This window comes from Bifidobacterium margollesii (assembly GCF_002860355.1).
Lineage (GTDB): Bacteria > Actinomycetota > Actinomycetes > Actinomycetales > Bifidobacteriaceae > Galliscardovia > Galliscardovia margollesii.
In genome coordinates, this window is sequence record NZ_NMWU01000002.1 from 16,346 (window position 1) to 30,846 (window position 14,501).

Annotated in this window: 4 protein-coding genes; 3 read left to right on the forward strand and 1 reads right to left on the reverse strand. The window is 64.6% G+C overall.

Annotation, left to right across the window (positions count from 1 at the left end; translation table 11 throughout):
* Entirely contained in the window at nucleotides 1–9,495 is a 9,495-nt protein-coding gene (locus tag Uis1B_RS00235; protein WP_101614429.1) for a type I polyketide synthase, read from the forward strand.
* A gap of 574 nt (nucleotides 9,496–10,069) precedes the next feature.
* Nucleotides 10,070–11,533: a type I restriction-modification system subunit M gene (locus Uis1B_RS00240; protein ID WP_101614431.1), complete on the forward strand. Its 1,464-nt coding sequence runs from the start codon at nucleotides 10,070–10,072 to the stop codon at nucleotides 11,531–11,533.
* Nucleotides 11,534–11,550: 17 nt separating this feature from the next.
* Here the strand turns inward: Uis1B_RS00240 and Uis1B_RS00245 are convergent, their stop codons facing one another.
* Nucleotides 11,551–12,984 carry an ATP-binding protein gene (locus Uis1B_RS00245; RefSeq protein ID WP_101614433.1) on the reverse strand — a complete coding sequence of 478 codons (1,434 nt, stop codon included), beginning with the start codon at nucleotides 12,982–12,984 and terminating at the stop codon, nucleotides 11,551–11,553.
* 225 nt (nucleotides 12,985–13,209) lie between these two features.
* Here Uis1B_RS00245 and Uis1B_RS00250 point away from each other — a divergent pair, with 225 nt between their 5' ends.
* Complete coding sequence (locus Uis1B_RS00250) at nucleotides 13,210–14,463, forward strand: restriction endonuclease subunit S (RefSeq protein WP_133124774.1); 1,254 nt, start codon at nucleotides 13,210–13,212, stop codon at nucleotides 14,461–14,463.
* Nucleotides 14,464–14,501 lie beyond the last annotated feature (38 nt).

Below are 14,501 nucleotides of genomic sequence, written 5' to 3' on the forward strand. Positions count from 1 at the left end.
ATGACAGACACTTTCTTCCTGAACCGTCTTGCCGGCCAGCCGCACGCCCTGGCGTTCGCCGGGCAGTCCACCCCGTGGCCGGTGGCGTTGGCGGATCAGATCGCCGACCCCGATCTCGACAAGGCCCTGCGCGGACATATGGCCGCCGCCCAGCGCATCCTCACCCCGGTGGCCGCCACGCTGCTCGCCACCACCGGACGCCCGGTCGACCTGTTCGGCTTCGAGCCGAACCCGGCCCGTCTCGGCGCCGCGGCCGACGCGCCCGCCTCCGTGCCGGGCATCGCGCTGAGCCAGCTCGGTGCGATCCTCGACGCCGACGCGCTCGGCTATCACATCGCCCAGGCCAGGCCGGTCGCCGTGCTCGGCCACTCGCAGGGCATCCTCGCCGTGCACATGGCCAAGGCCATCGAACTCGCCGGCTCCGTGGACGGTGCCCGCGAGGCCATCGACGAGATCCTCGCCATCGCCGAGCTGATCGGCGTGGCAGGCACCCGTCAGGCCCGCGAACTGGCCCTCGCACCCCGCTCCGGCGACGCCACCCCGATGCTGAGCGTGAAGGACGCCACCCGTGCGCAGGTCGACGCGCTCATCGCCCGCGTGACCAACACCCGCGGTCCGATCGCCGTGGCCGTCACCAACTCCGGCACCCACACCGTGCTCTCCGGATACCCGGAGGACCTCGCCTCCTTCGCCCTCGAAGTGGCCAAGGAGCACAAGAAGCAGGCCCAGCTGCGCGAGGAGAAGGTGCGCGGCGGCCGCGTGTTCGACCCCACGCTCGAATACCTCGACGTCACCCTCCCGTTCCACAGCCCGCTGATGGCCGACGCGGTCGACCAGACCGTGGCCTGGGCCGCCGAATGCGGTCTGGACGCCGAACACGCCCGTCTGCTCGCCGCCGAAGTGCTGCTCAACCATGTGGACTGGGCGTCCCGCGTGCGCGAGGCGCTGGAATCAACCGACCCGGCCGAACTGTGGGTGCTGGACTTCGGCCCCGGCACCACCGTGGGCAAGCTGCTCGGTACCGTGGCGCAGGGCACCGGCGTGGGCGTGGTCGACGCCTCCACCGTCGCCGCCCGGTCGAAGCTCTCCACGCTGGAGGGCGAGCCGGAGCGCACCCAGAACTGGACCCGCTTCGTGCCGAAGGTGGTGCACACGCCGGCCGGCGACAAGGTTCGCACCAAGTTCACCGAGCTCACCGGCAAGGCTCCGGTGCTGCTCGCCGGCATGACCCCCACCACCGTGGAGCCGGAGATCGTGGCCGCGGCGGCCAACGCCGGCTACTGGGCCGAGCTCGCCGGCGGCGGCCAGGTGACCGCCGAAGTGTTCAACCGTCATGTGGCCGGCCTCGAGGAGGAGCTTGAGGAAGGCCGCACGGTGGAGTTCAACGCCATGTTCATGGACCGCTACCTGTGGAACCTTCAGTTCGGTTCGACCCGCATCGTGCCGAAGAAGCGCCAGTCCGGCACGCCCATCGACGGCGTGGTGATCTCCGCCGGAATCCCCGAGCTGGACGAGGCCGTGGAACTGATCCACACCCTCAACGCCGACGGATTCCCCTACGTGTGCTTCAAGCCCGGCACGGTGGACCAGATCCGCCAGGTGGTGCGGATCGCCAAGGCCGTGGCTCCCGTGAAGATCATCATCGAGGTCGAAGGCGGTGCGGCCGGCGGACACCACAGCTGGGAGTCGCTCGACGATCTGCTGATCAGCACCTACGCCCAGGTGCGCGAGCAGACCAATCTGGTGCTGGTCGTCGGCGGCGGCATCGGTACGCCGGATCGCGGCGCCGACTACATCACCGGCCAGTGGGCCCGCGAATACGACCTGCCGATCATGCCGGTTGACGGCGTGCTGGTGGGCACCGCGGCGATGACCGCCAAGGAGGCGCACACCAGCCCCGACGTCAAGCGCATGCTGGTGGAGACCCCCGGCATCGATCCGAAGGCCAAGAACGACGATCCGTTCGCCCCGCTCGGCGAGCAGTGGGTGCCGTCCGGCGTGGCCGTGGGAGGCGTGACCAGCGGTCTGAGCCACCTGCACGCCGACATCTACGAGCTGGAGAACTCCTCCGCGCAGTGCGGACGCCTGCTGGTGCGCGTGATGAAGCACCCCGAGGAGCTCGAATCCCGCCGCGAGGAGATCATCGAGGCGCTGAACAAGACCGCCAAGCCGTACTTCGGCGATCTGGCCTCCATGACCTACCTCGAATGGGCGAAGCGATTCGCATCCCTGAGCTTCCCGTGGGCCGACGAAACCTACGCCGACAGGTTCCTGCACCTGCTGCAGCGCATCGAAGCCCGTGTGAGCGACCGGGATTCCGGCGAGATCGCCTCCCTGTTCGCCTCCCGCGCCGATGTGGAGGCCGATCCGTTCGCCGCGATCGACCGTCTGGCCGCAGCCTATCCGCAGGCCGGCGAAACCAACGTGGTGCCCGCCGACGTGGCATGGTTCCCCGTGCTCGTGCGCGAATACCCCAAGCCCATGCCGTTCGTGCCGGTGATCGACAACGATCTGCTGCGCTGGTGGGGTCAGGATCAGCTGTGGCAGTCCGAGGATCCACGCTACTCCGCCGACTCCGTGCGCACCATCCCCGGCCCGATCTCCGTGGCCGGCATCACCACCGTCGACGAGCCGGTGGCCGACATCCTCGGCCGGTTCGAAGCCGCGATGGTCGAGCGTGCCTCCTCGGCTTCCCTCCGGGGAGGGGATCGCGCCTTCTCCACCCTCGCCGACGCCTCCGACGCCGAGGAGTTCATCCGCAGGTCCCCGAACATCTCCTGGGTCGGACACCTCATGGCCAACCCCGCCTACGGCACCGACAACGGCGACCGATACTACGAGATCCGCAAGGTCGGCGAGGACGGCCCGGTCGAGAAGTTCGACCTCGACATCCACCTCGACACCTACTGGGACAACGATCCCGACGGTGGTGCCTCCAAGCACGCCGTGCGCGACATCGTGATCCCGCTCAACGTGAACGGCACCGAATCCGGGCTCTTCCCGGTGGTGGACCGCGACCGTCTGCCCGAACACGTCTACCGCATGCTCGCCGACACGGCCGGCATCGGCAACACCGCGATCACCGGCGACCGGCTCGCCGCCATGCCCGCGGTCGTCTCCTCCGACCAGGCCGACCGTCCGTTCGGCGAAGTGCACACCGACTACACGCTCTCCGCCAACCTCGGCTTCGACCACGAGGCCGCCACAGGCGGCGCGCTGCCGCTGAACCTCGCGCCCAGCCGCATCGCCCCCGACGCGCTGGTCGGCCCCGCATGGCCGGCCATCTACGCGGCGCTCGGCTCCGTGTACGTCAATGGCTTCCCGGTGATCGAAGGCCTGCTCAATGCGGTGCATCTCGACCATCTCATCGAACTCGAGGTCACCGAAGCCGAACTGCTGAAGCACACCGGCGAGAGGATCTCGCTCACCAGCTGGGCCGAGGACTACCTCGAATCCGCCTCCGGCCGTGTGGTCACCATCCATGTGGTCCACGCCGCCGACGACGGCACCGTGCTCGCCCGCGAAACCGAGCGGTTCGCGATCCGCGGCCGCGCCTACTCGGACGCCCTGCCTCCCGAAGCCCCCGACTACGGCGGACTCGACGTCGACACCTCCGACACCCCGCGTCGCCTGCTGCGCCGCGTGAAGGTCAAGGCCCCGCACGAGATGACCGCCTTCGCGCGCACCTCCGGCGACTTCAACCCGATCCACACCTCCCGTCGCGGAGCCGCGGTCAGCGGACTCGCCGCCCCGCTGGTGCACGGCATGTGGCTCTCCGCCACCGCCCAGCACGCGGTGCAGGCCACCGACGACGCCGGCGCCCACTACGAGATCGCCGGCTGGACGTACAACATGTACGGCATGGTGCAGCTCGACGACGAGGTGGAGATCTCCGTCGAGCGCGTGGGCAAGGTGAACCACGGCGGCATGGTGCTTGAGGTGACCAGCCGCATCGACGGCCAGATCGTTTCACGTGGAACCGCCGTGGTGCGCGCCCCCAAGGCCGCGTTCGTCTACCCTGGCCAGGGCATCCAGAAGCAGGGCATGGTGCTCGACGAGCGCGCCCAGTCCCCGGCCGCCCGCGACGTGTGGGAGCGCGCCGACAGGCTCACCCGCGCCAAGCTCGGATTCTCGATCCTCGCCGTCGTGCGCGACAACCCGAAGGAGCTCACCGCCAACGGCGTGACCTACCGTCACCCCGAAGGCCTGCTCAACCTCACCCAGTTCACGCAGGTGGCGCTCGCCACCGTGGCGTTCGCCCAGACCGCCCGTCTGCGCGAAACCGGCAGCGACATCTGGCCCGCCTACTTCGCCGGCCACTCGCTGGGCGAGTACAACGCACTGTCCGCATTCGCCAACGTGATCCCGCTGGAAACCGTGCTGGAGCTGGTGTTCCACCGCGGTTCCACCATGCACCACCTGATCCCGCGCGACGAGCAGGGTCGTTCCAACTACCGCATGGGTGCGCTGCGTCCGAACCAGTTCGGCGTGGACGACGCGCATGTGAAGGACTACGTGGAGTCCGTGGCCGAGAAGAGCGGCGAGTTCCTGCAGATCGTGAACTACAACCTCGCCGGCCAGCAGTACGCCATCGCCGGTACGATCGCCGGACTCAAGGCCCTGAAGGCCGACGCCGCCCGCCGTGTGGCCGAATACGGCGGCAAGCCGGCGTTCATGCTGGTGCCCGGCATCGACGTGCCGTTCCACTCCACGCTGCTGCGCAAGGGCGTGCCGGAGTTCCGCGACAAGCTCGACGCCCTGCTGCCCAAGTACATCGACTACCGTGGTCGTCTGGTCGGCCGGTACATCCCGAACCTTGTGGCCGTGCCGTTCGAAATGACCAAGGAGTTCGCCGCGAAGATCCTTGAGGTCGTGCCCTCCGAGCGCATCAAGGCCGCACTGGATGATCCGGCCGTGTGGGAATCCTACGCTGCGGACGATCAGAAGCTCGGTCGTCTGCTGCTCACCGAACTGCTCTCCTGGCAGTTCGCCTCCCCGGTGCGCTGGATCGAAACCCAGGCGCTGCTCTTCGGCAGCGAAACCAAGGGTGGGCTCGGCGTGGAGGAGTACGTGGAGGTCGGTCTCGGCAACGCGCCGACACTGGCCAACCTCGGTTCCAAGACGCTACGGCTGCCGGAGTTCTCCCGCCGCAAGGTGACCGTGTACAACGTCGGTCGTGATGCGGCCCGCGTCTACGAGACGGATTCCGATTCGCTGGTTCCCGAGGAGGAACCGGTGGAGACCGCGGCTCCCGTCGCTGCTGCTGCGGCTGTGAATGCTGCGTCCGAGGGTGGTCATGCCCCCTCTGCCGAGGGGGCCGTCACGTTGAATGCCGTGGCTGGGGGAGAGGCCGGAACTGCTCGGCCCGCCGCTGCGTCTGCCGTTCCGGCCGCCGATTCCGCCGTCGCCCAGCTCGGCTCCGCCCCCACCGGCCCGGTGGACGACCTGCCGTTCAAGGCATCCGACGCCATCGGCGTGCTCATGGCCTACTCCACCAAGGTGCGAATCGACCAGATCGGCGCGTCCGACACCACCGACACCCTCACCAACGGCGTCTCCTCCCGCCGCAACCAGCTGCTCATGGACATCAGCTCCGAGCTGGGCGTGGCCAGCGTGGACGGTGCCGCCGAAGCCACGCTGCCGCAGCTCGCGCAGATCGTGAACAAGGCCGCCCCGAACTACAAGCCGTTCGGCCCGGTGCTGTCCGACGCGATCCGCGATCGTCTGCGCGCGCTGTTCGGCGCGGCCGGCGTCAAGCCCGCGCACATTCGCGAACGGGTGACCGGCGTGTGGCAGCTCGGCGAAGGCTGGGTGGCCGCCGTCACCGCTGCCTTGCTGCTCGACACCCGCGAGGGCGCCAGCTCCCGCGGCGACGATCTGGCCAAGCTGCCCACCGGCGCCGTGGCCAATGCGGCCGCCGCCGACAAGCTCATCGACGATGCGGTGGTTCTGGTCGGCCAGACCAAGGGCGTGGCCGTCTCCAAGCCGAGCGCCGGTGGCGCGGCCGGCGGTGCCGTGGTCGATTCCGCGGCCCTCGACGCCTTCGCCGAACAGGTGACCGGCGCCAACGGCGTGCTCGCCTCCACCGCACGATTCGTGCTGAACGAGCTGGGCGTCACTGCTCCGGCCGCCGAACCGGGCGACGATGATTCCGCCGCCGTGGTGGCCGCGGTCGAAGCCGAGCTCGGTTCCGACTGGCCCAAGCAGGTGGAACCGCGGTTCGACGCGAACAAGGCCATCCTGTTCGACGACCGCTGGGCCTCCGCCCGCGAGGATCTCGCCCGCGCGTTCTACGACGGCGACGCCTCCGCGCTGAACGGTTCGTTCCGCGGTCTCGGCAAGGCCGTGGCCGACGAGGCCCAGTGGTTCGCCGGCAAGGCCGGTGCTGTGTCTCTCCCGCAGGCGGGAGCTGGCGTGGCGAATGCCGCGACTGAGGGTGGTCAGGCGAAGAAGCTCGCCGCGTCCTACGCCCGCATCGCCGAGGAGGCTCTTGAACCGACGTCCGACGATGCCGCCGCATCCCGCTTCGCCGGGGACGTGGCCGTGGTGACCGGTGTGGCGCCGAACTCCATCGCCGCGCAGGTGGTCAACGGGCTGCTCGCCGGTGGTGCCACCGTGATCGCCACTTCGCACAGCTTCCGCCAGAGCGTGAAGGCGTGGGCCAAGCGGACCTACCGCGAGCACGCCACCGGCGACGCGAAGCTGTGGCTCGTGCCCGCGAACCTTTCCAGCTACCGTGACGTCGATGCGCTGGTCAAGTGGGTCGGCAACGTGCAGAAGAAGGTCAACGGCGCGACCACCACGATTCTCAAGCCGGCCTACGAGCCGAGCCTGTTCTTCCCGTTCGCGGCCCCGCCGGTGCACGGTACGCTGGCCGATTCGGGCGAACTGTTCGAATCCCAGGCGCGTCTGATGTTGTGGGGCGTGGAGCGTGCGATCGCCGGACTGAGCCGTATCGGCGCCGACACCGACGTGCAGCATCGTCTGCATGTGATCCTTCCCGGTTCGCCCAACCGTGGTATTTTCGGCGGCGACGGCGCATACGGCGAGGTCAAGAGCGCGTTCGACGCGATCGTCAAGCGTGCGCACGCCGAAACCGTCTGGTCGGATCGCGTCACTTTCGCCCACCCGAAGATCGGCTGGGTGCGTGGCACCGGGCTCATGGGCGGCAACGATCCGCTGGTCGAGGTCGTGGAACGTCACGGCCTGAAGACCTACTCCACCGAGGAGATCTCGGTGAAGCTGCTGGATCTCGCCACCGCGGAGGCTCGCGCCAAGGCCGAGGTCGCCCCGCTTGACGTGGATCTGACCGGTGGTCTGGGCAACGAACCGCTGGACATCAAGGCGCTGCGGGCCGAGGCAATGGCTGATCAGGCCGCGAAGGCACAGTCCGATCAGGCCGCGAAGGCTTCGGCCGAGGCGCAGTCCGGTCAGGCCGATGCCGCGAAGACCGTGCCGGCCGCGCTGATCAAGGCGCTGCCCACCCCGCATGTGCCGCATCAGGCCCCGGTCGATCTCGATGACTGGAAGACCGTCACCGCCCGTCCGGAGGACGAGATCGTGATCGTCTCCGTCGGCGAGCTGGGACCGTGGGGCTCCGGACGTACCCGTTTCGAGGCCGAGCTGGGCATCCACCCCGACGGCGAGGTCGATCTTTCCGCCGGCGCGGTGCTGGAACTGGCCTGGAATATGGGTCTGCTCGAATGGCAGGACAGCCCCAAGCCCGGCTGGTATGACGTCGACGGCAACCTTGTTCCCGAGGAGGAGATCGCCGAACGGTATCACGATGAGGTCGTGGCCCGGTCCGGCATCCGTCCGTTCGAGGAGGGTATGGGCTCCGACTACAGGGACGGTGCCGACGAGGAGGAGGCCGAGGTCTATCTCGATCACGACGTGAGCTTCTCAGTGCCCACCGAGGAGATCGCGAAGGAGTACGTGAAGCTCGACGAGGCGCACACCTCCGTCGCGCCCGACGAGGAGTCCGGCGAATGGATCGTCACCCGTCATGCCGGTTCGATGGTGCGCGTGCCGCGTCGCGCCACCATGACCCGCACGGTCGGCGGCCAGTTCCCGAAGGGCTTCGACCCGACCCGTTGGGGCATTCCGGCTTCGATGGTCGGCGATGTGGACGAGATCGCGCTGTGGAACATCGTCACCACGGTGGACGCCTACCTGTCCGCGGGCTTCACGCCGGCCGAGATCCTGCAGTCGATCCACCCGTCGCTGGTGGCCAGCACGCAGGGCACCGGATTCGGCGGCATGATGTCGATGCGAAAGCTGTACCTCGACCGTTTCCTCAACCACGAGATTCCGACCGACATCCTGCAGGAGGCCCTGCCGAACGTGGTCGCGGCCCATGTGATGCAGTCGTACATCGGCGGCTACGGCAACATGATCCAGCCGGTCTCCGCCTGCGCCACCGCCGCGGTGTCGCTGGAGGAGGGCGCCGACAAGATCGCGCTCGGCAAGGCCGACTTCGTGGTCACCGGCGCGATCGACGACATCGGCGTGGAATCGGTGATCGGCTTCGGCAACATGAACGCCACCGCCAACTCCGAGGAGATGTACGGCAAGGGCATCGACGCGCGGTTCTTCAGCCGTGCGAACGATCGTCGCCGCGGCGGCTTCCTGGAATCCCAGGGCGGCGGCACGATCCTGCTCACGCGCGGTGATATCGCGCTGAAGCTCGGTCTGCCGGTCGCCGGCGTGGTCGGCTTCATCCACAGCTATGCGGATGGCGCGCACACGTCGATCCCGGCTCCGGGCCTCGGTGCTCTGGCAGCCGGCCTCGGCGGACGCGATTCCAAGCTCGTGCGTGATCTTGCTGCGCTGGGCGTTACGCCGGACGACATCGCCGTGGTGTCCAAGCACGACACCTCCACCAACGCGAACGACCCGAACGAGTCGGAGCTGCACAACACGCTGGCCCATGCCATCGGTCGCACCGACGGCAACCCGCTGTTCGTGATCTCGCAGAAGACGCTCACCGGCCACGCCAAGGGCGGTGCCTGCATCTTCCAGGTCAACGGACTCACGCAGCTGTTCAACTCCGGCGTGATTCCGGCGAACGCCTCGCTCGACTGCGTCGATCCGAAGCTGCGCCGCGACGACCACATGGTGTGGTTGCGCTCGCCGCTGCATGTGGGCCGTGTGAAGGCCGGTCTTGCCACGTCGCTGGGCTTCGGCCACGTATCGGGATTCGCCGCGATCGTGAACCCGGGTGCCTTCGAGGCCGCCGTGGCGCACACCGCCGGCGTTGAGGCGCTCGACGCGTGGCGTAAGCGGGCCAACTCGCGGTTGGCCGCCGGTCAGCGTCGCCTTGAGGAGGGCATGATGGGCCGCGCCGCGCTGTACGAGCCGATCGACAACCGTCGCTTCCGCGAGGACGGTACGCGTCTTGCCGGTGGTGGCCGTTACGACGGTCATGAGGTGGAGAAGGCCATGCTGCTCGACCCGAACGCCCGTCTGGGCGCCTCCGGCTACTTCGAGGCGTGATGCGCTGAAGCGCCGAGGTAGGTTCCTCAGGTAGGTGCCTCAGGTAGGTGTCGTCGCGCTGGCCGGGTTTGCGTGACGCAGCTCGGTCCGGGTGCCATTGCTTGGGCCGGGTTTCGTCGCGCGGGTTTGGGGCCGTCACACGGGCCGGGTGCCAATCTAGCCCGGCCCGTGTGACGCACCCCGGCCCGTGTGCTGCACCCCGTGACGCGGGGCGCGGGTTGCGTCGCGTCACCGGGTTGCGTTGCGTCACCGGGTGTAGGTTGCGTCACCGGGTATACCTATGCCTCGTCACGCGGTCTGGGAATCGTTGCAATTTCAACGATCTGAATCGGGTGTCACCGGGTATGCCTATGCCCGGTGACGTTTTGTATACCCGGTGACGTTTGGATACCCGGTCACGTTTTGGATACCTGGTGACGTTTTGGATATGCCCGGTCACGTTTTGTATGCCCGGTGACGGTTACGTTCGGTCCGGTCACGGTTACGTTCGGCCCGGTGACGGTTACGCTCGGCCCCCGGCACCCCGCAGACCACCCGCCCCCGCTCCAGCACCCCATCCACTATGCTTGGTTCCATGCTTTCCTCTGAAGTGCGCAACAAGATCGACCGCGTGTGGGATGCGTTCTGGTCGGGCGGTATCTCGAATCCTCTTGAGGTGATCGAGCAGATCACCTATCTGCTGTTTCTGCGCCGGCTGGACATGAACCAGCAGCGCGAGGAGAACAAGGCCCGTCGTCTCGGTCGGCCGATCGAACACGCCGTCTACACCGAGGATCAGCGTGATCTGCGCTGGCATGTGTTCATCGAACAGTCTCCGCAGACCATGTTTGATACCGTTTCCGAACGCGTGTTCCCGTTTCTGCGGTCGATGGGCGGCGAGCGTTCCTCGTATGCCGAGCAGATGAAGGACGCCCGTTTCACCATTCCCACGCCCGTGCTGCTGGCGAAGGTGGTGGAGCTGGTCGATGTGATTCCGCTCGACAACACCGACACCAACGGCGACCTGTACGAGTATCTGCTGTCGAAGCTTGCGAGTTCCGGTGTCAACGGGCAGTTCCGTACTCCGCGGCATATCATTCAGCTGATGGTCGAGATCGCCGCTCCCGTACCTGAGGATCGCATCTGTGATCCGGCGTGCGGTACGGCCGGTTTTCTGGTGGCGGCGAGTGAGTACATGCGCGAGCATTATCCGCAGGTGCTGTCCGATCCCGATTTGCGTGCCCGCTATGGCACCGACATGTTCCACGGATACGATTTCGATCGTACGATGCTGCGTATCGGCAGTATGAATCTGATGCTGCATGGTATTGAGAATCCGAACGTGCATTACAAGGATTCGCTGAGCGAGGCCGGTGATGAGGACGAGGGCCGGTATTCGTTGATCCTTGCGAATCCGCCGTTTTCCGGCAGTCTGGATTACGAGACGACGAGCGCGAAGCTGCTGAAGCAGGTGAAGACGAAGAAGACGGAGCTGCTGTTTCTGGCGCATTTCCTCCGTATGCTGCAGCCGGGCGGACGCGCGGCCGTGATCGTGCCCGAGGGCGTGCTGTTCGGTTCCACCACCGCGCACAAGAAATTGCGTAAGGCGCTGGTTGAGGAGCAGCGGCTTGACGCGGTGATCAAACTGCCGAGTGGCGTGTTCAAACCGTATGCGGGAGTGAGTACCGCGATTCTGGTGTTCACGAAAACCGATGCGGGCGGCACCGACGACGTGTGGTTCTACGACGTTCACGCCGATGGTTTTTCCTTGGACGATAAGCGTAATCCCGTTGAGGCGAACGATCTGCCCGACGTGCTCGCCCGATGGTCGAAGCGCAGCGAACCGTCTGAAACCGGGCGCCCGCGTACCGCGCAGTCGTTCATCGTGCCGAAGAAGGAGATCGCCGAGCAGGATTACGATCTGAGCCTCAACCGGTATAAGGAGATCGAGTACGAGGAGGAGCAGCATCGCGATCCCGCGGAGATTCTCGCCGACATCGACGCGTTGAACACGTCGATTGCCGACGACGTCACCGCTCTGCGCGATCTGCTCGCATAGTGGCAAGCGGCACTTCCTTACCTGCCCTTCTTGGAGTGAAACATGTCGTCCGCCGAAACGAAGATCGTATTCGGATCGGCGGCGTATTTGGCTCGTGTTGCTTCGTGAACCGGGTTTTTGGTGAAGAAGGCGAGTATGGCCTCCTTGTATCCGCGTATCAGTCCGATGCGCTCGCGTAGGGCTTCGACCATTTCGGTTTCATTGACGCGATTGCGCCATTTGCATTCGCCGAGAAGGAGCTTCTTGTCGAAGGGGTCTGCGGCTACCACGTCGATATCGGTTTCCTCTCGTTTGATCGGGTTGTTGCCCCACCATTTGCCGGTTTGTGCCGGCAGTAGGGGCAGTTGTTCCGCGCGGCCGGCCCGCAGCACCCATTGCAGACAGATGGTTTCGAATTGCTGGCCCACGTATGTGGAGAACGCTTCGCTGTTGCAGACCCGTTGCGCCACCATCGACCCGCTGCCGGTTTCGATGAAGGTGACGTTCGGTGCCACGAACCGGTACCAGTAGGCGAGGAACGGGTCTTTGATGCGTATCCGTGATTTCCGGGACGTGGGTTTTTCTCCGAATGGCATTACACGTTCCACGAGTCGGAGTTCCTCCAGTGTCTTGAGGTAGAACGGCAGGGACGTGGGTGCTATGCCGATTCGTTCGGCGATGGTTTTCGACGTATTGCAGCCGTTGCCGACCGCCTGCAGTATGGAATCGTAGATCGCCGGGTTCTTCAGTTCCTCCCGGAGGAGCATCATCGGTTCCTCGTACAGGATTCCGGTTTTGGAGAAGCACAGGTTGGCCACGTTCTGCTCGTAGGAGAGTTCGGGGCGCAGCTGGGCCAGATAGTACGGTGTCCCGCCGAACGTGGCGTAGTATTTCACAAGATCGTCGGGGGAGTGGCCGGGGAGGAATCGTGCGGCGTCGAAGCAGTCGAATGGCTGGAGGTTCAGTTGTCCGGTGCGTCTGCCGTACAACGGGCTTTTGCTGCCGAGGACCTCGTGCTCCATGAATCCTTGGTTGCTGCCTGAGAGGATCAGCATGGTGTTGGTGTTGCTGAATCCATGGTCGATGGCGATCTGCAGTATGGATGGCAGTCCGGGTTCGGCTTCCGCCGCATAGGGGAATTCGTCGAGGACGATGATGGTTTTTCCCGTTCCGGTTTCGCTGGCTTTTTTCGCGTTATCCACTAGAAAACCGATGGCGTCGTCCCATGTGGCGAAGTTCAGGGGGGTTGAAAACCCCAAGTATGCGGAGATTGCGGTGCAGAACGATTGCAGGATGAGCCGCGAATTCTGCTGTCGGGCGGTGAAGTATAGGGCTTTCTTCTTGGTGAGGAATCGGTCGATGAGGGATGTTTTTCCCACGCGACGACGGCCGTGGAGAACCATCATCTCGAAGCGGTTGCTGGCATACATGGTTTTCAGCGCGTTGAGCTCGTCTTCTCTTCCGATGAACATGATTTCCCGTTTCCTGATTTCCCTGCATATGGTATTCGGATTACGATTCATTTTATTATAGAAAACACTATTATAGAATTTTCAATAATAGAAAACTCAATAATAGATTTTTCAATATTATTTGCGATGAGGATTGGTGGTGTCTCGTTCCTGTTGATTGCAAAGACTGCGACGGACGGGAACCATGGATCCGTGTGATTCGTGCCGAACGGTACAGTGGGGACCATGACGAACGACGAAGGGAATGCCGCCACGGCACAGACGACGAAGCCGGCTCCCTCTGATGAGGGAGCCGTCGAGCGCAGCGAGACTGAGGGAGAGACGACACCCCACATGGTGAAGCTCGGGGATGTGTGTGAGGTTGTTTCTGGTGCAACTCCTAAAACAAACATCGATGAGTATTGGAATGGTGATATTGCGTGGACGACTCCGGCTGATTTAAGCAAGCTGGGTGGAAAATATCTTGAAGATACGCCACGAAAAATTACGAAAGCTGGATTTGATAGTTGTGCGACAAACATGTTGCCGGCTTATTCGGTGCTGCTTAGTTCTCGCGCACCTATTGGATTGATCGCGATTAATAGCATTCCTGTATGCACTAATCAAGGTTTTAAAAGTTTGATTCCGGGTGATTTGATTGATGCCGGATACCTGTACTATTGGCTGAAATCGGAAACAAGAAGATTGCAGAGTTTGGGTACAGGGGCAACTTTTAAAGAGTTGTCAAAAAAAACTGTTGAACGTATTGAGATTCCACTGTTTTCAATGGAGTATCAACGCCGTATCGTGGCGATCCTTGACCGTGCCGACGCCATCCGCACCAAACGCCGCCAACTCCTCGCCATCTACGACGAACTCAAACAATCCACCTTCGTGAATATGTTTGGGGATAGGAAATTCCCTATGGTGAAGTCCGGCGAAGTGATGTCGGATATGCGCAATGGCTTGTCCCCCTCAAAGACGGGACGGACGTATGCCACGGTGCTGACGCTTTCCGCGATCACTCAGGGCGCGTTCGACGCCGGGGCTGTGAAGGACGGAACGTTCGATGCCGAGCCTCCGTCCGACAAGCGTGTGACGTGCTGCGACTTTCTGATGTGCCGGGGCAACGGCAACAAGTCGTTGGTGGGTGTCGGCGTCTACAGTGAGCATGATCGCCCTGATCTCGTATTCCCCGATACCGTCATTGCGGGGCGGGTCGATGACGGGAGGATCGCTCTGCCGTATTTGGAAATGGTTTGGAAGGGAAAGCCGGTCCGGGGTCAGATCGAGCGGGCGGCTCGCACCACGAATGGGACCTACAAGGTCAATCAGCAGGTTCTGTCCAATATCAGCATTCCTCTCCCACCCCTCACGCTCCAGCGCGAGTTCGCTCATCGGGTGGAGGCCATCGAGGCCGCTCGCCGCAAGGCCGAGCAAGCCCTAGCTCTGGACGACGAACTCTTCACATCCCTTCAGTCCCAAGCCTTCCGGGCCTAGTGACTAGCGGCTGGGATGTATGGTGTCCGACCGTAAGC